Source organism: Lysobacter sp. Hz25, from assembly GCF_046097045.1.
Taxonomy (GTDB): Bacteria; Pseudomonadota; Gammaproteobacteria; order Xanthomonadales; family Xanthomonadaceae; genus Lysobacter; species Lysobacter antibioticus_B.
The window spans coordinates 873,610-893,715 of the sequence record NZ_CP175666.1 but is presented as its reverse complement, the minus strand read 5'-3'; the positions used below and the strand labels follow the sequence as shown (position 1 = coordinate 893,715).

The 20,106-nt window shown below is 68.0% G+C and carries 12 protein-coding genes; 5 read left to right on the top strand and 7 right to left on the bottom strand.

The window, feature by feature from the left end; translation table 11 throughout:
* Nucleotides 1–64 precede the first annotated feature (64 nt).
* Nucleotides 65–250, top strand: a complete 186-nt coding sequence (locus tag ACKN61_RS03660; protein ID WP_031372533.1) for a hypothetical protein — start codon at nucleotides 65–67, stop codon at nucleotides 248–250.
* Nucleotides 251–414: 164 nt separating this feature from the next.
* Complete coding sequence (locus ACKN61_RS03655; RefSeq protein ID WP_408952364.1) at nucleotides 415–1,536, top strand: hypothetical protein; 1,122 nt, start codon at nucleotides 415–417, stop codon at nucleotides 1,534–1,536.
* A gap of 865 nt (nucleotides 1,537–2,401) precedes the next feature.
* On the opposite strand, the gene ACKN61_RS03650 is transcribed toward ACKN61_RS03655, so the two are convergent.
* Both ACKN61_RS03650 and ACKN61_RS03645 read right to left on the bottom strand, forming a co-directional pair.
* Nucleotides 2,402–3,448 carry a lipid A deacylase LpxR family protein gene (locus tag ACKN61_RS03650; RefSeq protein ID WP_408952363.1) on the bottom strand — a complete coding sequence of 349 codons (1,047 nt, stop codon included), beginning with the start codon at nucleotides 3,446–3,448 and terminating at the stop codon, nucleotides 2,402–2,404.
* A 303-nt stretch (nucleotides 3,449–3,751) separates the two neighbouring features.
* Nucleotides 3,752–4,156 (bottom strand): DUF3224 domain-containing protein, encoded by a 405-nt coding sequence (locus ACKN61_RS03645; RefSeq protein ID WP_408952362.1) that lies wholly within the window; start codon nucleotides 4,154–4,156, stop codon nucleotides 3,752–3,754.
* A gap of 280 nt (nucleotides 4,157–4,436) precedes the next feature.
* Between ACKN61_RS03645 and ACKN61_RS03640 the strand changes: the two genes are divergently transcribed.
* Together ACKN61_RS03640 and ACKN61_RS03635 are read left to right on the top strand one after the other, a co-directional pair.
* Entirely contained in the window at nucleotides 4,437–6,614 is a 2,178-nt protein-coding gene (locus ACKN61_RS03640; RefSeq protein ID WP_408952361.1) for a TonB-dependent receptor, read from the top strand.
* A gap of 1 nt (nucleotide 6,615) precedes the next feature.
* Nucleotides 6,616–7,998: a PepSY-associated TM helix domain-containing protein gene (locus ACKN61_RS03635; protein WP_408952360.1), complete on the top strand. Its 1,383-nt coding sequence runs from the start codon at nucleotides 6,616–6,618 to the stop codon at nucleotides 7,996–7,998.
* 105 nt (nucleotides 7,999–8,103) lie between these two features.
* On the opposite strand, the gene ACKN61_RS03630 is transcribed toward ACKN61_RS03635, so the two are convergent.
* The 3 genes from ACKN61_RS03630 to ACKN61_RS03620 form a co-directional block, all read right to left on the bottom strand.
* Nucleotides 8,104–14,424, bottom strand: coding sequence for an autotransporter domain-containing protein (locus ACKN61_RS03630; RefSeq protein ID WP_408952359.1), 6,321 nt, complete (start codon nucleotides 14,422–14,424; stop codon nucleotides 8,104–8,106).
* Nucleotides 14,425–14,911: 487 nt separating this feature from the next.
* Complete coding sequence (locus tag ACKN61_RS03625; RefSeq protein ID WP_031373027.1) at nucleotides 14,912–15,337, bottom strand: organic hydroperoxide resistance protein; 426 nt, start codon at nucleotides 15,335–15,337, stop codon at nucleotides 14,912–14,914.
* Nucleotides 15,338–15,458: 121 nt separating this feature from the next.
* A complete protein-coding gene (locus ACKN61_RS03620; protein WP_408952358.1) occupies nucleotides 15,459–15,926 on the bottom strand; it encodes a MarR family winged helix-turn-helix transcriptional regulator in 468 nt (155 codons plus the stop codon).
* A 412-nt stretch (nucleotides 15,927–16,338) separates the two neighbouring features.
* Here ACKN61_RS03620 and ACKN61_RS03615 point away from each other — a divergent pair, with 412 nt between their 5' ends.
* Complete coding sequence (locus tag ACKN61_RS03615) at nucleotides 16,339–17,448, top strand: serine hydrolase domain-containing protein (protein ID WP_408952357.1); 1,110 nt, start codon at nucleotides 16,339–16,341, stop codon at nucleotides 17,446–17,448.
* Between the two features lie 282 nt (nucleotides 17,449–17,730).
* Here ACKN61_RS03615 and ACKN61_RS03610 read toward each other — a convergent pair whose 3' ends face one another.
* Nucleotides 17,731–18,504, bottom strand: a complete 774-nt coding sequence (locus ACKN61_RS03610; protein ID WP_408952356.1) for a M15 family metallopeptidase — start codon at nucleotides 18,502–18,504, stop codon at nucleotides 17,731–17,733.
* The gene (locus tag ACKN61_RS03605; protein WP_408952355.1) at nucleotides 18,443–20,047 is read right to left on the bottom strand and encodes a serine hydrolase; all 1,605 of its coding nucleotides are present in this window, start codon (nucleotides 20,045–20,047) and stop codon (nucleotides 18,443–18,445) included. Before ACKN61_RS03605 ends, ACKN61_RS03610 begins: the two co-directional genes overlap by 62 nt.
* Nucleotides 20,048–20,106: the final 59 nt, after the last annotated feature.

Genomic DNA, 20,106 nt, shown 5'->3' with positions numbered 1-20,106 from the left:
TCGTGCCGACGCCGGGACGGCCTTTCAACTCATCCTGGCACTCTACGGTTTAGGAGAACGCTCCATGAGTAAGCAAGACGTTTACAGCAACAACGCTCTGCCTCAGGACGAAGCCGCCCGCCCGCTCGCCCGCATCGCGGCGCGCGAACTTTCGTTGGACGAGATCGCAGCGATCTCCGGCGGCAAGGGCGACAGCACCCACGCCACCGGTCCGAACGGCGACGATCCGGGCGATCCCGATTTCCTGTAATCGCTTCGCCTTCCGGTCGATCTGATCGGATGCAGTCCATGCACCAGGCAGGGTGGACCCGCGCGCGAGCGACGTGCGCGTAAACCCCGCCGCCACGCATGACCCGGCACGCCCCGTCCGACGGGGCGTGCCGTTTTCAACGCCCTAAAAACACGAACGCTTCCATGCCCGCTCACCGCCGTCCGCTGATCCTGTCTTCGCTGGCCCACGACATCCATGCTTCCGCCGCGCGCTGGGCTTTGCGCGCCAGCGGTATCGACGCGACCTGGCTGAGCTCGCTGGCCGAAGCCGAACTCGGCGCGATGTCCCTGCATTGCGACCCCGACCTCGGCCTGCGCATGAGCGGCCCGCTCGACGACGCCAGCGTCGGCACGGTCTGGTACCGGCGGCCGCGCAATCCCGAATCCTTCCCGCGCGCGCAAGCCGGCGACCAGCCCTTTCTGCGCGGCGAATGGGGGCGTTTCCTCAAGAACGTCTATGCCCTGACCGATCAAGGCGCCGACCGGCTGTGGGTCAATCGCCCCGCTGCCGCGGCGATGGCGGAGAACAAACTCGTGCAACTGCGCGCCGCCCATCACTGCGGCCTGCGCTTCCCTCCGACCCTGGTCTCGCACGACCCCGCCGAGATCCGCCGTTTCGTCCAGCGCCACGGCCGCGTCGTCTACAAGCCCTTCCTGACCCACACCTGGAAGGATGCCGAGAGCGGTCGCATGTTCAGCACCTATGCGCGCATCGTCGAACCGGCGATGCTCGAAGACGACCAGAGCCTGTTGCACTGCCCCGGTATCTACCAGGTTTACGTCGACAAACGTTACGACCTGCGCGTGACCGCGATCGGCGACCGCTACTTCGCCGCGCGCCTGTACACCCAACACGACGACGGCTTCGTCGATTGGCGCGTCCCCCAGAACACCCAGGGGCTGCAGGCCGAAGTCGGCGAGCTCTCGACCGCGGACCAAGCCAAGCTCGCCGCGCTGATGCGCGAACTCGGCCTGGTGTTCGGCTGCATCGACCTGGCCATCGACGGCAATGGCGATGCGCATTTCCTCGAAGTGAACCAGGCCGGCCAATTCCTCTTCATCGAAGACCTGCTGCCTTCTTTGCCCCTGCTGCGCGCGATGAGCGCGATGCTGGCCGAGGGCCGTCCGGATTATTCCCTGGCGACCATCGCCAAGCTGTCCTACGCCGAGTATTGCGCCAGCGAAGAACACCGCGAATGGTGGGCGCGCGCCAGCGAAACCCTGAAAGACCGCACGCCGGCGGCGGCGGGGATCACCTTGGAGTGAGGCGAGTCGCCTCGTGCTTACGTCGCCGTCCTAACCGCTTTAAAGGGTAGGAGCGGCGTCCGACTGGATTTCCTTCGGTCACAAGTCGCGACCGCGCCACTCGCGGGTGCCGCGCTTCTTGCAGCAGAGCGATGAAGCAACAGCCAGAGCAAAGCTTCCGTCCGCTAACGCGGCCGGGTTACTTTCTTTTGCTGGCCCAAAAGAAAGGTAACCAAAGAAAAGGGCTTTCCTTGCAAGGGCACAGGCCACGAGTGCGATGCGCGCGCCGGGATTTTCCGATAAGACGTCCCTGTCTTATCGGAAAACGGCGCACGTCCTGCGCGCCGCCCTCCGGGTCTCCAGGTGTTCTCCCTAGCTCATCGCCGCGCCAAGCTCTTCAGAGCAACGGCAACAACAAAATTGCCGTTGCCGTTGCCGTTGCCGCAAGGATTTTGCTGTTGCTGTGCGTCGCCTCGCACTAGCGAAGGCAGACGAAGACCCGGAGGGCGGCGCGCACGGATGCGCGCCGTTTTTCATCGGGACATGGATGTCCCGTATGAAAAATCCCCGCGAATGCACCGCTCGTGCGGGCCTGTGATTCAAAGAAAAGCATTTTTCTTTGGTTACCTTTCTTTTGTTGCTTATGACAAAAGAAAGTAACCCGCCGCTTTAGTGGCGGAAGCTTTTAGCGTTTGACCCTGATCTTGATCTTGATCTTGCTTGAGCGATACGCCGCGAGACAGAAACAGCGCGGTCGCGGCTTGCGCCGCTCCTACCCTGCGACGGTGCACCGCTTCAATGCTGCAACATCGGCGTTGTTGTCTCTGCGCGTCCCGCGGTCGCGGCTCACGCCGCTCCTACAGTGGAGGCAACTGCATCCTGTGAGTCAAAACGCCCGACTCACGGTAAAACTCCCGAACACCGGCGTCTGCCTCTGCCCCTCGAACTCCCGCGTCCGGTGATACCGCGCCAAGGCGAACTTCCAGCGCCCGCGCATCGCCGCCAGGCCGTAGCCGACATCGGCCACCAGCGGCCGCTTGTCGACGCTGTGGCTGTCGCGGAAGGTGTTGCCGTCCAGGGTGATGTCGCGCAACACCCAGCGCGCATCGAAGGTCATGAACAGGTGCGCGCCGAAACGTCGGTTGCCGGTGTTGTAGTGCTGGGTCGGCGCGGTGTTCTCGCCGGCCGGACGCAGCGGGGTGCTGCCGAAATCGTCCGGCAGGCGCAGGCCGAAACGCAGTTCCGCGCCGGCGTTGGCATAGGTCGCCAGGTTGCCGAAGCTGCCGCCGTAATGGCCGATCGCATCCCAGCCCCAACGGCCGTTATGGGCGTCGCCGGCCGAATAGCGGTGCATGCGTTCGTGGACGATGCGGAACACCGGTTCGTCGTGCAACTGGTGGTCCCAGCCGCGGAAGGTCTCGTCGCCGAGCATCTTGTGCACTTCGTTCTGCACTTGCTTGCCCAACGCCGACGGCCCGACCAGGCCGAACTGCAGCTGCGTGGTCTGGAGGTAATCGCCGTTGCGGGCGTTATAGCCCAGGCCGACCAGCAAGGCCGCCGCGTACGGCCGGTCGTCCTCGATCAGGTCGCCGCGGGTGTAGTCGGTCGGGGTGAAGATGCCCTGGGCGAAGGTCGCGATCATGTTGCGCTGTTCGAAGCCTTCGGGCTGCAGCGCATCCAGGCGACGGTTGACCCAACGCGCGAGGCGCGGAATGCAGGGGTCGTCGGTGTAGTCGGCCAGGTTCGGCGAGACCAGGGTCAGCTGGATGCCGTTGCTATAGCCCTGGTCCTGGCCGCCGAACAGATCGTTGTCGAGGCGCAGATTGACCGTGGGAGGAAGCCGGGTGTGGCCGTTGGTGCAGGCCTCGCGACCGGCGGCGTGCGCGCCGGAAGCGAACAACAGAGCAGAAAGCAGAACAGCGGTCTGGCGCATGGGGAAGGACTATCGAGACGAACGAAGCGGACGGAGCGACCTCGCCCGAAGGGCGGCGACGAGGCGGTGCGATGCGCATGCAAGCGCCGATCCATGCAGCGTCGCGGCGCCCGCTCTGCGGGGCCGGCAAGGCAGGAGGATCGGCGCACACGTTCGCACGGAAGCGCCGCGACGGCGTTCGCAGGGCCGCGATGGATTGTCCCGTCGATGGTGCTTGAGACGCGCGCGGGCGTCTTTGCGCGATGTGCCTGCCGGACCGGCGGCGCGCCGGCACGACGATTCAAACCAGCGTCCGTCGTTCGCCTACTCGGCTTCGGGCAGCGCGTACTCGAAGCGATAGAAGTGCGCGCCGCCTTCGCGGATGTCGATGCCCATCGTGCCGGTCAGGCCGAGCAGTTCGCCGGTGCCCGAGTCCGGCACCACCACGATGCTGAGGTCGGGCACGCCGCGCACCATCAGGGCGCGGTGCAACAACAGGAAGCTGCCGCTGCGTCCGTCCAGGCGGCCCTCGACTTTTTCCAGGGCGACGTAGCCGGCCGAGCCTTTGACCTCGGTCATCGCCGCGAGCATCTCGCCGCGGCTGGCCGCATCGAGTTCGCCATGGAAGCGCTTGTCGATCGCCATGCGTCCGAATTTCCCCGTGGCCGCGTCGTGCACCGGCTCCGGGCTGAGTTTCACGTCGAAGGGGCCTTCGATCTTTCGGGTCATGGCGTCACCGTGGCGGGCAAACGGGGCGGCGCGAGGCCGGGGCGAGCCGCGCCAGTCCTGCAGCGCGGGCCGCCAGCATAGGCCGGAATGCATCGCAGCGGACGCGAGCGGCGCGACCGCAGGTCGGAAGGCGCAGTGCGGCAACTTGCCGCAGCCGGCTACGCCACTGCCTCGCCTAGCATCTGCGCGCCCGGCGGCTGCAAGCGCCGCCTCCCCCTATCCGCCGCGACCGTGGCCGCCACCTTGCAGTGCGGCCGCGCCGCCGTCGTTCCGAGTCCCGATGCCGCAGATGCACCGTCACCACCACCGCTCCTGCCTCGCCCTGGCCTGCTTCGCCGCGGCGCTCGCGCCCCAACTCGCCCACGCCGACGCCGCGGCGGTCGACCTCGATGCGGTCCGCGTGCTCGCCGCGCCAGCGCCGGCGCGCTCGGTCGCCACCGCGAGCCGGCTCGGCCTGGACCCGGATGAAATCCCGGCAACGCTGGACGTGCTGGATCGTCACGACATCGAAGCGCGCGGCTTGCGCGACAGCGTCGAAGCCCTGCGTGCGATGCCCGGGGTCATGGCCGGCAATCTGCCGGGGCAGCCGGGCGTGGCCTCGATGCGAGGCTTCGCCAGCGGCGCGATCTCCTACTTGTTCGATGGCGTGCGCCTGACCAGTTCGGGCTTCTCCTCGCGCAACTGGGACAGTTTCAACTTCGAGCGCATCGAAGTACTCAAGGGCCCGGCCTCGGTGCTGTACGGCGAGGGCGTGCTCGCCGGCGCGATCAACTACGTGCCCAAGAGCGCGCAACTCGACGAGCGCAACGGAGAACTGCTGCTCGGCTACGGCAGCCACGGCAGCGCCCGCCTCGGCCTCGACGGCAACCTGCCGCTCAGCGAATGCCTGGCGATCCGCGCGGTGCTCAGCGCCAATCGTTCGAGCGGCCACGTCGACGACACCGACTCGGCGGCGCTGGCGTTCAGCGGTTCGCTGCTGTGGCGCCCGAACGAGCGCTTGTCGGCCACCCTCGCACTCGACGATCAGCGCGACGATTTCGACACCGCTTACTTCGGCACGCCGCTGGTGCCGCGCACGCTGGCAACCGCACCGAGCGGGCTGGTCGACAATGCCTTCGGCCTGGCGATCGACCGGGCCGCGCGCGCACGCAACTACAACGTCGGCGACGGCCGCATGGATGCGCATTCGACCTGGCTGCGCTCGCGCCTGGACTATCGCATCGACGAGCATTGGTCGCTCAGCAACGAGTTCAGTGTCTACGACGCGCAGCGCCGCTGGAACAACACCGAGGACTTCAGCTACAACGCCGCCAGCGGCCTGCTCGACCGCAGCAGCGCCCGCATCCACCACGAGCAGCGGGTCTGGAACGAGCGCCTCAGCCTGCGTCACGACGGCCGCCTGGCCGGGCGTCGACACGTGTTCGCGGCGGGACTGGAGTACAGCGATACCGACTTCTTCAACCTGCGCCGCTTCGGCCGCGCCGCGCCGGTCGACCTGGCCGCGCACGAGCGAGGCCGCTTTCCGGCCGACACCGCCGCCAATTTCCGCAATGGCCGCAACGATTTCGGCACCCGCGTCGACGTCGCCGCCTTGTTCGCCGAAGACGCGATCAACCTGAGCCCGCGCTGGCTGCTGGTCGGCGGATTGCGCCACGAGCGCATCTCGCTGGATCGCGATGGCGTCGATCTCGACACCGGCTTGCGCAGCGGTTTCCGCCGCCGCTTCAACCCGACCTCGTGGCGGCTCGGCAGTGTGTTCGATCTGCGCACCGACACTCAGCTGTATGCGCAGTACAGCAATGCGGTGTTGCCGGTCAGCTCGTTCCTGACCATCAACCAGCGCAACAACGCCTTCGAGCTCAGCGAAGGCGACTCGATCGAAATCGGCCTGCGCACCCGATGGTTCGACGATCGCCTGCAACTGACCGCGGCCGCCTACCGCTTGCGCCAGGACGACATCCTGACCCGCGACCCATTGCAGCCGGCACTGACCGTGCAGAACGGCCGTCAGTCCTCGCGCGGGGTCGAGTTCTCTCTGTCGGCGCAGGCCACCTCGCGACTGCGCATCGACGCCAGCGCGTCCTTGCTGTCGGCGCGTTTCGACCGCCTGCTCGAAGCCGGCGGCATCGACCGCAGCGGCAATCGCCCCTCGAACGTGCCCGAGCGCAACGCTAGCCTCGACGCTTGGTATCGCCTCGAAGGCCTGCCCCTGAGCTTCGGCCTCGGCCTGCGCCACGTCGGCGATTTCTACACCGACAACGCCAACGCCTACCGGGTCCGTTCGCATACCGTCGCCGATGCCTCGGTCGCCTGGGAACCTTCGTCCGCCAGCCGCTACAGCCTGCGCCTGCGCAATCTCGGCAACGCCTTCTATGCGCAGTGGTCGGGCTACAGCGCAACCCAGGTCTACCTCGGCGCGCCGCGCACGCTGGAGCTGACCTATTCGCACTCGTTCTGACATGTCCGCAGCCGGTCACGATCTCTATCGCGCGGTGTGGCGCTGGCATTTTTATGCCGGCCTGTTCGTCGCGCCCTTGCTGCTGATCCTGGCGATCACCGGTTCGATCTATCTGTTCAACGACGAGATCGAGGACACGGTCCACGCCGATTTGCGCTTCGCCCCCGAACGCCGCGCCTCGCTGCCGCCGTCGCGCCTGATCGCGGCCGTGCAGGCGGCGTATCCGGGGACGGTGACGCGCATCGACCTGCCCTCGCAACCGCGCCGCACCGCGCAGGTGTTCGTGACGCCGGCACAGGGCGCACCGCTGCGGGTGTTCGTCGACCCCGGCACTGCCCGCGTCCACGGCGCCTTCGTCTATGCCCGCACACTGGTCGGTTTCGCCGACACCTTGCACGGCTCTCTGCTGCTCGGCCGCGTCGGCGACGCCATCGTCGAGCTGGCCGCGTGCTGGGCGCTGCTGTTGATCGCTTCCGGCCTGTATCTGTGGTGGCCGTCCGGCCCCGGCTGGTATCGCGCCTTGTGGCCCGATCTGCGTGCGCGCGGACGCGGCTTCTGGCGCAGCCTGCATGGCGCGACCGGGGTGTGGACCTCGGCGCTGATCGTGTTCCTGATCCTGACCGGCCTGCCCTGGGCCGGGGTGTGGGGCGATCTGTTGCGCGCCGGCACGCAGTCGCTCGGCATCGGTTATCCCGAACAGCATCGCCACCACGGCCCCGCCGCGACCACCCAGGCCGCAACGCCCACGACCATGGCCCAAGCCATCGGCGAAACGCCGTGGACCTTGCGCGACGCGCCGATGCCGGTCTCCGCGCATGCGCATCACGGCGGGCATACCGGCATTTCACCGTCGCCGGCGAGCGACATCGGCATCGATGCCGCGGTGCGCGCACTCGCCGCGCAGGGACTCGTCGCCGACTATCGCCTGTCCTTGCCTCAAAGCGCCGATGGCGTTTATTCGGCGGTGGTCTACCCGGACCGGCCGCAAGGCCAGCGCAGCGTGCAGATCGACCGCTATCGCGGCAGCGTCGCCGGCGACACCGGCTTCGCCGATTACGGCTGGGCGGCGCAGGCGGTCGAAGTCGGCGTGCAGTTGCATATGGGCAACTACTTCGGCCGCGCCAACCAGTTCGTCATGCTGCTGCCCTGCCTGGGCGTGGTCGGCTTATGTTTCAGCGGCGTGTGGATGTGGTGGCGGCGGCGCCCACGCGGCCGTCTCGGCGCGCCGCGCACCTCGACGCCGCCCCAGGCGAAGACCGTCGTCGCCATCGCGGTGGGCTGCGGCCTGCTGTTGCCTTTACTCGGTGCCTCGCTACTGCTCGTGTTCGTACTCGACCGCTGGCTGGTCGCGCGCCTGCCGCGCTTGCGGGCCGCGCTGCGCTGATGCCTGCGCGAAGCCGCCGTTTCGATAAAAGCGACTACTGGCTCCGGTCCAGCGTACCGGAGCCAGTAGCGCCCCCTGCCGGGGACGCTGATGCATCGGTCCGGTCTATTCGACCCGGGCCGAAGCCTCGTCGCACCAGTGCGACGGCAGGGCCACCGCACCCGACGGAGGGGCGGGAGGCGGTGTCTGGACGGCGAGCCGCGTCGCACTGCGACGCGGCTTCGCCTTGATGCCGGTACCGCGCGAGGCGACACGCTTGCTCTTGGAGATCGGCCGCGAAGCGCGCGACTTGGCCTTGGCGATCGAGCCCGAAGCCTTGGAGACAGCAGCGGGCCGAATCGGGCAATAGCCGGGTCGCGCCGGCGCCGCCGCCGCTTGCGCGGTCGCACCTTTGCTCGAAGGTGCCGACGCGGCCGCGGCGGCGCCGCTGGCGACCGCGACGGCCGGCATCGACGAAGCCGCCTTCGCAGTCGAGCTCGTCGTAACCGGCGCTGCCGGATCGTCGCTGCCCACTTCGGCCTGGGCACCGGCCCACGGCGCCGCGCGCGCGGCCGCGACCGCCGGGGTACCGCCCCAGCCCAGGCGCAGGCCCATGTTGAGCGAATGCGCGCGGTCGTCGCTGCCGATGTCTCCGCGATACTCGATGAAGCCACTGCTGACCGGGCTGAGCTGGTAGGACAAGCCCAGGCCGACGTTCCAGCGATTGCGTTCGGCAACGAAGCCGTTGACCCCGAAGTCCGGCACGCTCGCGCCGGCGAAGGCGTTGCGCGCGAACGGCCGATCGTCCTGCAGGTCGTGCAGATAGCGGATGTCCGCGGTCGGCCGCCACTTGCGCGCGCCCTGGCCGGGCAGGCCCGAGAAGCGCACGCCGATGCCGGCGGTGGTGGCGTCGAAACTGTCGCTGCTCACGACCAGGTTGGCGTCGCCGCCGCCGCGCTCGCTGAAACGGATCGCTTCGAGCTTGCTGTAGTACACGCCGAGCAAGGGTTCGATGCGCAGGCTCGCGCCGTCCCAGCGCCAACCGGCTTCGAGCATGCCGTACACGCCGTCGCCGCTGAAATGCGCATCGGTGCGGGCGTTGAAGCTGCCGACCGCGATCTCGCGTTCGGCGTCGTAGCTGGCATAGCTGTAGCCGACCGCGCCCTGGGTCCAGAACGCCCCCGGCGCATACAACCATTGGATGCCGACATTGAACAGATCGGCTTCGACCTGGTCGTCGCGACGGTCGGTCTCCATCTTCGAGTGGGCCATACCGAGGTGGCCGCCGAAACGGAAGTTCGCGCCGGGCGAACCTTCCAGGCCCATCGCGAAACCGGCGAGCGAATTGTCGATGCCGGCCAGGCCTTCGCCGTCGAACTCGGCGCGGCCGCCGTACGCGGACGCCCACAAGGTGCCGAGGGTGTCCTCGTCCTCGACGCCGGCATCGCGCACGCGGTCGAGCTGGCGGGCGACGCTGCGTTGCAGTTGCTCGGCGTTGTAGCGCTGGGCGCTGACGATGGAGGCGTAGGTCTCGCCGCTGAGCGTATCAAACGCGCGTGGCGCCTGCGCCGCGGTGAGGCCGCGCGCAGCCGCGATCAGGATCGGCAATTGGCCGCTGTTGGCGTCCGCGATCGTCTGCAAGGCGTTGGCCACCGCCTGTTGATTGCCGCTGAGGCCGGGGAACTGATTGAAGCGGATGCCGCTGCCGCCGACATCGTGTTCGCTCAAGCGCAGGAACACGTCGTTGCCGATCGTCACCAGGGTCGCATCGAGGAAGGGCAAGGCGGTTTGCGAGACGCCGGTGAAGGCGCCGCTGATCGCCGCGGCATCGACGATGCGATAGTCGGTGACCGGTGCGTAGCTGCCGGCCTGCGGAATCGCCACGACCTGGCCGCCGTTCAAGGTCGCCGTGCCCGCGACGATCACGCTGTCGGTGACGCCGGCGCCGGTCTGCCGCACTTGCAGGGTCGCGCCGGGATTGACGATCAGGCTGGCGACATTGAGCGACGCGCCGACCGATCCGTTGCCGCCGGCCGCACCCGTCGCCCCGGCCAGGCCGGAAGGCGCGAGAGTACCGCCGAGCGTCAACGCACCGGTCAACGCGCCGTCCCCAATCAGTGCGCCGCCCGCCGCGACCGCAGCGTTGCCGGCGAGCGTGCCGTTGAGCACCAGGTTGCCGGCGATGGCGCTGTTGGCGAAGTTGGCGGTGCCGCCGGCGGGCAGGATCAGGCTGCCGCCGGCAGCGAGGTTGAGTTGTTCGAAGCCGATCAACGAAGCCCCGGGCAAGCTGCCCTCGCCGCTGCCGCCGACCGCGAAGGTGTCGCTGCCGATGCCGGCGTTGATCGAACCGGTGGTGCCGGCGAGGTTCGCCAGGCTGCTGTAGAAACGGTCGTCGCCGCCGCCGAGATCGACCGCGCCGGCAATGGCGCCGGTCGCACTGAGTTGGTCGACGCCGCCGCTGAAGTTGGCGCTGGTGCCGGCGGCTGAAGCGAAGCCGGCGGTGATCGGATTGCTGACGTTGAGGGTGCCGCCCTGCACCGACAGGCCGCCGGCGAAACCGGAGACGTTGCCGCTGAGGGTAAGCGCGGCGCTGCCGGCCTTGATCAGGGTGCCGCTGCCCATGACCGTGCCGCTCAGGGTCAGGCCGTTGCTGCCGATCACGCTGAGCGCGGTGCCGGCGTCGACGTTGACGGTGTTGGCCAGATCGATGCCGGCGATCGCGGCGCTGAGGTTGGCGTTGCCGCCGACGCTGAGCGCGCCGCTGCCGAGCGCGGTGGAATTGCCGAGCGCGAGCGTGCCGGCGTCGAGCTCGAAACCGCCGCCGAAGGTGTTGGCGGCGCCGAGCGTCAGGGTGCCGCTGCCGTCGAAGGCCAGACCGCCGGCGCCGCCGATGCTGCCGTTGAGGGCGAGATCGTTGGTGCCGCCGATGCCCAGCTGCGCGCCGCTCGCCAAGGTGATGGCATTGCCGAGGGCGATGGCAGGCGCGGTCGCGGTGAGTTCGGCATCGCCACCGACGCTGAGCGTGCCGGTGCCGACGGCGAGGTTGTTGCCGACGCCGAGCGTACCGGCATTGAGCGCAACGCCGTCGCCGAACAGGTTGGCGCCGCCGAGTTCGAGCGTGCCGGCGCCGTTCATCGCCAGGCCGCCCGCGCCGCCGATGCTGCCGTCGAGCGAGAGCGCGTTGGCACCGCTGATGGCGAGTGTCGTACCTGCACCGAGGTTGATCGCATTGGTCAAGGCGATGTTCGGCGCGCTGGCGGTCAGGCCGGCGTTGCCGCCGACGTTGAGCGCGCCGCTGCCGAGAGCGAGGTCGGAGCCGACCGCGAGGGTGCCGCCGCCGAGCGCGACGCCGCCGTTGAAGACGTTGGCGCCGCTCAGCGTGAGCGTGGCCGGGCCGTTGAAACTCAAGCCGCCGGCCCCGCCGATGGTGCCGCCGAGGGCGAGATCGTTGGCGCCGCCGATGCTCAGTGCGGCGTTGAGGTTGATCGCATTGCTCACGCTCAGCGCGGTACTGGCATTGAGTGTGGCCGCGCCGTTGACCGACAGCGCGCCGCTGCCGAGCGCGGTATCGGTGCCGAGATTGAGCGTGCCGGCCTGCAGGTCGAAGCCGCCGCCGAAGTTGTTGGCGCCGTTGAGCGAGACTGCACCGGCACCGGTCTTGATCAACGAGCCGGCGCCACCGATGGTGCCGCCGAAACTCAAATCAGCCCCGCCGCCGAGGGTGAGCCCGGCACCGGCACCGAGGTTGATCGCGTTGCCGAGGTTCAAGGCCGCGCCAGTGCTGGCCAGGCTGGCGTTGCCGGCGACGTCGAGCGTGCCGGTGCCGAGCGACGCATCGGCGCCGAGCAGGAGATTGCCTGCGGCGAGCGACACGCCGCCGCCGAAGCTGTTGCTTCCGCCGAGGGTGAAAGCGCCGCTGCCGTTGATCGACAGACCGCCGTCGCCGGCGATGGTGCCGTTGAGCGCGAGCGCATTGGCGCCGCTCAGGGCGAGGGTGGTGCCGGTGGCGAGGTTGACCGCGTTGCCGAGCGCGATGCCGGGCACGCCGGCGCTCAAGCCGGCATTGCCGCTGACGTCGAGCGCGCCGGTGCCGAGGGCGAGGTTGTTGCCGACGCTGAGGCTGCCGCTGGACAGATCGACGCCGCCGCCGAAGGCGTTGGCGCCGTTGAGGCTCAAGGTGGCGCTGCCGCCGTAGTTCAATCCGCCGGCGCCGGAAATCAGGCCGCCGAAACCGATGTCGTTGCTGCCGCCGATGCCGAGGTCGGCATTCAGCACCACCGCGTTACCGAGGTTGACCGCCGCGGTAGAGGTGAAATTCGCCGCGCCGTTGACGGTCAAGGTACCGAGGCCGAGCGAGGTATTGGTGCCGACACTGAGTCCGCCGCCGAGCAGGTTGATGCCGCCGGCGAAGGCGTTGGCGTTGCTCAGGCTCAAGGTCGCCGCGCCGCTCTTGGTCAGGCCGCCGAGGCCGCCGAGGTTGCCGTTGAGGGCGAGGTCGTTGCTGCCGAGGATGCCCAGCCCGGCATTGAGATTGAAGTTGTTGCCGAGACTGACCGCGGTGTTGGCGTCCAGGGTGCCGGCGCCGCTGACGGTCACCGCGCCGCTGCCGAGAGCGGTGTTGCTGCCGACCGTCAGTGCGCCGCCGCCGAGATTGAAGCCGCCGGAAAAATTGTTGCTGCCGTTGAGGGTGAGCCCGGGCGCGCCGGCGAGGCTGATGCCGCCGGCACCGTTGATCGTGCCGTTGAGGGTCAACGCGCCGCCACCGCCGCCGGCACCGAAGTTGAGGGTGTTGTTGAGCACGACGTTGTTGGTCAGGGTCACGCCGGCCGCGCCGGTGAGCGAGCCGGCGCCGTTGACGGTCAGGGTGCCGGTGCCGAGCGCGCTGTTGTTGCCGACATCGATCGAACCGGCCTGCAGCACGGTACCGCCGCTGTAATTGTTGCTGCCGGTCAGCGCCAGCGCGCCGCTGTTGAGGGTCAGACTGCCGGCGCCATTGACGTTGCCGGCGAGCGTGAGCGTGCCGGCGCCATTGAGACTCAGCGCGCCGTTGAGCTGCACCTGGTTGGTCAAGGTGCCGGTAAAGGCGGTGTTGAGCGTCGCCGGGCCACCGACCAGGAACAGGCCGGTGCCGAGCGAGCCGGCGCTGCCGAGAGTGAGACCGCCGGCGTTGAGCGCGAGGCCGCCGCTGAAGTTGTTGCTGCCGAGCAGCGACAGCGTGCCGGTGCCGTTCTTGATCAGGCCGCCGGCGCCGCTGACGGTGCCGCCGAGGTTCAGGCTGTTAGGGCCTTGCACGATCAAGCCGCCGGTCAGGTTGACGTTCTGCGCCAGGGTCAGCCCCGGCAATGAGGCCTGGATCGCACCGCCGTTCGCGGTCAGGGTGCCTGCACCGAACGACAGCGCATTGTCGAACAACGACAAACCGCCGTTGAGGGTCGCGCTGTCGCTGACCACGGCGCCGCTCAAGGTCCAGGTGCCGCTGTTGACGGTCAGGTTTTCGAAGTTGAGGTATTGCAGCGCCGAGATCGAGCCGCTGCCGCCGGTGCCCGAACCCGGGCCGGCAACGGTGTTCTGCAGCACCAGGGTGTCGATTGCGCCGACGCCGGCGTCGACCGTGCCGGTCGCGGCGAAAGTCAGCAGCCCGGGCGGCAGGGTCGGCGTGGGTATCGTCACCGGCGGCAGCGGAATCAGCGGGTTGCTGAGCGAAGAGCCGGTCACCGCGACGAAGGTGTCGTTGCTGAGCGCGGTGCCGAGCGAGACGCTGCCGTTGATCGTGCCGGCGTTGACGAAGACGTTGCCGCCGCTGCCCGGACTGGCGAAGGCGACGCGGCCGGTGATCGTGCCGGTGTTGGTGAAGTTGACGTTGCCGCCGCCGTAGATGGCGACTGCGACCGAATTGACCGGATCGAACAGACCCAACGCGCTCATCCCGATCGAGCCGCTGTTGGTGATGGTGGTGGTGCCGCTGTTGGCCACCAGCATCGCCGTGCCGCCGAGGCCGAAGGTGCCGTCGAAGGTGCCTTCGATCGACCCCTGGTTGTTGATGACGACATTGCCGCTGGTCGGGGCGATCAGGTTGCCGACCGCGAGCGCACGCGCCAGCACCAGTGAGCCGGCGGCATTGGCGTCGATCGCGCCGAGGTTGTTGAGGGTCAGGCCGGTGCCGCCCAAGGTCATCGCGGTGCCGCCCGGTAGCGTGCTCATGATCGCGCCGGCCTGGACGGTGACGTCGAGGTTGTTGGCGTTGCTGAGGAAGCTATTCGGATTCGGCGGCAGCAGGATCGGCACGCCGGTGCAGCTGACCGTGGCGCCGTCGGTCGGCACGGCCGGTGTGCACGCGGCGCGGGCCTGGCCGGCGAACATTTGCAGGGCGATCAGCAGCGGGATCGCCTGGGCGATGCCGCGGCTGAGGGGATGTAGGCGAAGACGACGACGCGCATCTGCGGGCATGACCGTTCCTCCGTTAGCCAAAGCTGGCACGACGGGGACGGTCGAAGGACGAGGACCTTCGATTACAACGGCGTCACGCCCGTGCCAACGACGAGGCCGGGCGCTGGCCCGGCCAACCGACAACGACGAGATCCTGTTTCGACAGTTACGAACGACAGCGGTGATCGACAACGCAGCTGGCGAGTCGATTCGCGACAGCAGAGAACGAAACGCCATGGCGAGTCTGTGCGATCGCGTAGCAGTTTATTGATCGGCCTGCGTTGCGAACTCACGTTCCCTCACCCGTATTCAGGCAGCTGTATGTAGCTCACCGAAACTCACCGCGCAGCCTGTGCACGTCGTGCGGGAGATATCGAACAGTGCCGCGAACATCGCAGTGCCGCGCTCGAAAGGAAACGGCCCGGCTGCTTGCGCAACCGGGCCGTTCGTCATCGCTCGCAGTCCCGCATGGGCCGCATCGTGGGCCCACGCGGTATCGCCGCGCCGATCAGACCAGGGTCAAGGTCACGTCGATGTTGCCGCGGGTGGCGTTGGAATACGGGCAGACCACGTGGGCCTTGTCGACCAGCGCCTGCGCCTGTTCGCGCGGCAGGCCCGGCAGGGAGATCTTCAGTTCGACTTCGATGCCGAAACCGGTCGGGATCTGGCCGATGCCGACGCTGCCGTCGATCGCCGCATCGGCGGGCAGCGCGATCTTCTCGCGGCCGGCGACGAACTTCAGCGCGCCCATGAAGCAGGCCGAATAGCCGGCAGCGAACAGCTGCTCCGGGTTGGTGCCGTCGCCGCCGGCGCCGCCGAGTTCGCGCGGCGTGGTCAGCTTGGCGTCGAGCGCGTTGTCGGAGGAGACGGCGCGGCCGTCGCGGCCGCCGGTAACGTGAGCGTGGGCGGTGTAGAGGACTTTTTCGATGGACATGGTGAGGCTCCGGTGGGGTGGTGATGGAGGGCGGCAAGCCCGCCTGAAATGAATCGATGACTATTTAATCGCACACTATTTACAGAATCGAACGATGCCTCCGGCGGACCGCCGACATCGATCAACCGTTTCGGATCAGGCTCTCGCGCAGGCTTTCGAGTTGCTGCTTGATCAGCGCCAGTTGCTCGTAGGAGCAACCTTCGACCGCGCACGACACGCCCTGTGGAATGCCCTGGGCCTTGGTCTTCAAGGCGCGCCCGGACTTGCTCAACTCGATGATGACCTGGCGCTCGTCGCTGGCGGCGCGGGTGCGCGTGACCAGGCCCGCGGCTTCGAGGCGCTTCAGCAGCGGCGTCAGGGTGGCCGAATCGAGGAACAACCGTTCGCCGATCTCCGACACCGTCACCTCGTCGCGCTCCCACAGCACCATCATCACCAGGTACTGCGGATAGGTCAGGCCGAGCTTGGCGAGCAGTTTGCGATAGACCTTGTTGAGCGCCAGGCTGGTGGAATACAGGGCGAAGCACAGCTGGTCGTCGAGCAACAGGGTCGGCTGCAGCGATTTGGCGGAGGCGGCGGGCTTCTTCATGGGGCTCAATTTACATAGCGCGCTATTTAATAGCAAGCACTGAAAGACGCCGAATCGGGTCCCGGAGTGTTCCAGTGGTGGATCGAATCCCGGGCGGCGCCACTGCAGCCGTCGTCTCCGCGAAGGCGGAGATCCGGAGACTTAAGAGCCACGCCTCGGTGAAGCCCCGGGTATTCGGCTTCGCCGAAATAAAGCGGAGCCTGCTTCGCGGTAATGACGGCAGGGCGGTTTCGGGGCGTACCGCCAGCCGTCATTCCCACGAAAGCGGGAATCCAGAGACTTCAGCGTCATACCTCGGTAAAGCCCTGGGTATTCGGCCCCGCGAAAGGAAGGCGGAGCCCGCCTGTGCAGCCCCTCCCCACCATAACCAAGACACTTCCAGCCGCGCCCCACCCTGTCGCACTATCGGCCGATGCGAACGATCACCCTGACCCTGGGGCTGTCCGCCCTGATCGCCGGCTGCGCCGGCGCGCCGGTTTCTTCGACCACCGATCCTGCGAACGCCGACCCGGCCACGGCCGAACGCGTCGACGCCTTGATGCGCGACTACGCCGGCGACGGCCCCGGCGCTTCGTTGCTGGTGCTGCGCGACGGCCAGGCGGTGCTGCGCCGCGGCTACGGCCGGGCGGTGCTCGAGGACGGCGCCGCCGCGACTCCGCAGACCAACTACCGCCTGGCCTCGATCAGCAAACAGTTCACCGCCGCCGCGGTGCTGTTGCTCGCGCAGGACGGCAAGCTCGGCCTCGACGACCCGATCAAACGTTGGCTGCCGTCGCTGCCGAAGGCGGCCGAAGCGATCACGATCCGCCAGATCCTCAGCCACACCTCGGGCCTGATCGACTACGAGGACGTCATGCCGCCGGAGTTCGACGACCGCGACCGGCAGATGCACGACCGCGACGTGCTGCGCGTCCTCGAAGACCAGGACCGCACCTACTTCATCCCCGGCCAGGGCTATCGCTACAGCAACAGCGGCTATGCCCTGCTCGCGCTGACGGTCGAAAAAGCCTCGGGCAAGAGCTTCGCCACCTTCCTGCGCGAACGCATCTTCCTGCCGCTGGGCATGCGCGACACCGTCGCCTACGAGCGCGACGTGTCGGAGGTCGCGCACCGCGCTTACGGCTACAGCTTCGGGGAGGGCCGCTGGACCCGCACCGACCAGAGCCCGACCAGCGCGGTGCTCGGCGACGGCGGCATCTATTCCTCGATCGACGACCTGGCCCGCTGGGACGCAGCCCTGTACGACGATCGCTTGCTCAGCGATGCATCGCGACGCCTGGCCTTCAGCCCGCATACGTCCACCGACTTGGCGGATGTCGCCTATGGCTACGGTTGGCGCATCACCGGCGAGACTCTGTGGCATTCCGGCGAAAGCATCGGCTTCCGCAACGTCATCGTGCGCTACCCGCAGCGGCGCCTGACCGTGGTGTTGCTGAGCAATCGCAACGACCCCGAGCCGTATCGCCTCGCCTTGCGGATTGCCGAGCTGTACTTGCCGGATGCCGCAGGCGCGGGACGTTGAGGTTCGATTGAGGCCGCGCAGCACTACGCCCTCACCTTAACCCTCTCCCGTAAACGGGAGAGGGGACTCACAGCCGTCCGCTCTTAGCCCTCTCTCGTAACGGGAAAGGGGAACCAAAGCCATCCGCTCTTAGTCACTCTCTCGTAAGGGAAAAGAGGACCCGAAGCCATCCGCTCTTGGCCCCTCTCCCGTTTACGGGAGAGGGGTTGGGGTGAGGGGAAACAGGCAATGCGGACGCCCAGGCCGAAGCGCAACGCCGAAAGCCGAAGTCCCGGCCTGCGTTCACCTCACCGGAAAATCGAACGCCGTCTTCGGGGTGGGTTCCGGCTTGTAGGTGTAGTGCCACCACTCCAGAGGATAATTCTCGAATCCCTCGCGGCGCATCGCCGAACGCAGCAGCTCGCGGTTGGAGCGCTGTCGGGCGCTGACGTTCGGCGACGCGGTATGCGCGGTTTCGTCGAAGAAATCGAAGGGCGTGCCCATGTCCATCGGCTCGAAACGGTCTTCGCGCAGCTCCAGCAGGCCCAGGTCGACGGTGGCGCCGCGGCTGTGGCCCGAGGTCGGCGAGATGTAGTCGCCGAGCAGGTCGCGCTTGTCGAGGTTCGGGTAGTAGTGCGGTTTGCTGCGCTGATCGTCGAGGTCGCCGGCCCAGGCGACGAAGTCCTGGACCGCACGCACCGGCCGGTAGCAGTCGTAGATCCGCAGCATCAATCCCTGCGGGCGCAGGCTGCGTTCGACCCGGGCCAAAGCCTGGGCGGCGCGTTGGTGCAGATAGCACCCGGCCGCCTCGTAACCCTTCACCGGGCGGCCGACGAAGTTGTCCTGGCCGGCATAGCGGATGTCCAAGGAGATGTCCCAGACCAGCGAGCGGATCTCGACCATGCCCGCAGCGGCGGCATCACGCGCAGGCGACAGCTCGGGCGCGACCGCTTGCGCCTTGGGCAGAACTGCCGGCGACGTAGCGCAGGCCGTGAGCGCCAACGCCAAACTCGACTCAAGGGCAGTCGCCAATGCGCGCGAACGCCAGGTCTTCGTAGTCGTAGCTGAAATCCGCATCGGGATCGACCTTGGCCAGTGTCAGGGAGACGGCGCCGTCGGCCGCGGTCGCGAAGTCGAGCCAGGCCTCGGCATCGACCTCGTCCGCGGTCCAGTCGAGCAACAGGCGCTCGCCGACGCTCATGATCTTACCCGTGAGCAAGGGCGACTTGCGCGCAGCGAACTCGACGCCGTCACCGCGTGCGCAGACCGAGGCCTCGCCGAACCAAGGGTCGCGATAGACGCCCAGACGATCGTGCAGCGCCGAAGCGGGTATCGCCGTGCGCTTCGAGGTATCCGGCGCGCGCTTCGCCGCCGGCGCCTGCGCTTCGCGCTCCAGCGCATCGGCGTAATAGGCGACCGTACGGGCCCGCGCCGGTGCGGTATGACGTTCGCTCAGGACTTGGTCGAGCACGCTGCGCGCCTGTCCGGCGTCGCCGTTGATCAACACGACGAAACCGCTGCGGCGCTCGGGCAGCATGGTCACCAACGAGTACATGCCCATCAGCGTGCCGGTGTGCGAGACCTTGAGCAAGCCGTCGGCATCGCTGAGCCGCCAGCCGTAGCCGTAGGCGGCGAAATGGGTCCGGCTCCATTCGCGTTGCCGCTTCGACACCGTCATCGCCATCTGCGGCCGCCACAACTCCTCACGCTGCCGCGGCGACAACCAAGGTTTGCCGTCGGCGCCTGCGCGCCCGGGGTCGAGCCAGGCACCGATCCAGGTGGTCATGTCGCGCAGACTGCAGCGCACGCCGCCGGCCGGGTCCATCGTGGTCGCCGCGATCTGCGCACCGTCGCGGCGCACCGCGACGTTGCGGCCGTCGCGTTGCACATGCGGTTGCGCGACATCGCCAATCGCATCGCGGCTCCAATCGCCGATCTGGCAGCGCGCCAAGCCCAAGGGCGCGAACACTTCGCGCCGCAGCAAGGTCTCGTACGACGCGCCGCCGGCCGCGGCAGCCACTTCGCCGGCGACGATGTAGAGCAGGTTGTCGTAGTCGTAACGCGAGCGGAAGCTGTGCACCGGTTTGAGATAGCGCAGGCCGTGCAGGATGTCGGCACGGGTGAACGTGTTCGGCTCCGGCCACAGCATCAGGTCGCCGGCACCGGCGCGCAGACCGCTGTTGTGGATCAGCAGGTCGCGCACCTGCATCTCGCGCGTGACCCAATCCTCGTGCATGCGGAAACCCGGTAGATGCCGGGTCACCGGGTCGTCCCAGCGCAGCTTGCCGGCATCGACCAGACGCGCCAGCAAGGCCGTGGTCATCGACTTGGTGTTCGAGGCGATCTTGAACACGCTGTCGGGCGTGATCGCCACGCCCTCGCCGGCCACCAACTCGCCGGCGGTGCGCTCGTACGTCACCACGCCATCTTCGACTACGCCGATCGCGAGCCCGGGCAGGCGGTAGCGCCCCATGACGTCGTCGAAAATGCGGTCGAGCGCTCGCCGGTTCGCGTCATCGGCGCCCGGCGCATCGACGCGATCCGCCGCCGCGCCCGGCAAGTGCGTCGCGAGCAGCGCAAGAATAAAAATCAGGACCGGCGAACGGGGTCTGTGTCGCATCGGACGGTCCTGCGGGAAAGAAAGGCGGCCCCATCCCAGGGCCGCCAACGGGTACAGCA

Bases quoted from the DNA above. Each gene is read 5' to 3' on its own strand.
- ACKN61_RS03630 (WP_408952359.1), bottom strand. From the start codon at position 14,424: ATGCCCGCAGATGCGCGTCGTCGTCTTCGCCTACATCCCCTCAGCCGC.
- ACKN61_RS03650 (WP_408952363.1), bottom strand. From the start codon at position 3,448: ATGCGCCAGACCGCTGTTCTGCTTTCTGCTCTGTTGTTCGCTTCCGGC.
- ACKN61_RS03625 (WP_031373027.1), bottom strand. From the start codon at position 15,337: ATGTCCATCGAAAAAGTCCTCTACACCGCCCACGCTCACGTTACCGGC.
- ACKN61_RS03635 (WP_408952360.1), top strand. From the start codon at position 6,616: ATGTCCGCAGCCGGTCACGATCTCTATCGCGCGGTGTGGCGCTGGCAT.
- ACKN61_RS03605 (WP_408952355.1), bottom strand. From the start codon at position 20,047: ATGCGACACAGACCCCGTTCGCCGGTCCTGATTTTTATTCTTGCGCTG.
- ACKN61_RS03640 (WP_408952361.1), top strand. From the start codon at position 4,437: ATGCCGCAGATGCACCGTCACCACCACCGCTCCTGCCTCGCCCTGGCC.
- ACKN61_RS03660 (WP_031372533.1), top strand. From the start codon at position 65: ATGAGTAAGCAAGACGTTTACAGCAACAACGCTCTGCCTCAGGACGAA.
- ACKN61_RS03655 (WP_408952364.1), top strand. From the start codon at position 415: ATGCCCGCTCACCGCCGTCCGCTGATCCTGTCTTCGCTGGCCCACGAC.
- ACKN61_RS03645 (WP_408952362.1), bottom strand. From the start codon at position 4,156: ATGACCCGAAAGATCGAAGGCCCCTTCGACGTGAAACTCAGCCCGGAG.
- ACKN61_RS03615 (WP_408952357.1), top strand. From the start codon at position 16,339: ATGCGAACGATCACCCTGACCCTGGGGCTGTCCGCCCTGATCGCCGGC.
- ACKN61_RS03610 (WP_408952356.1), bottom strand. From the start codon at position 18,504: ATGCGGATTTCAGCTACGACTACGAAGACCTGGCGTTCGCGCGCATTG.
- ACKN61_RS03620 (WP_408952358.1), bottom strand. From the start codon at position 15,926: ATGAAGAAGCCCGCCGCCTCCGCCAAATCGCTGCAGCCGACCCTGTTG.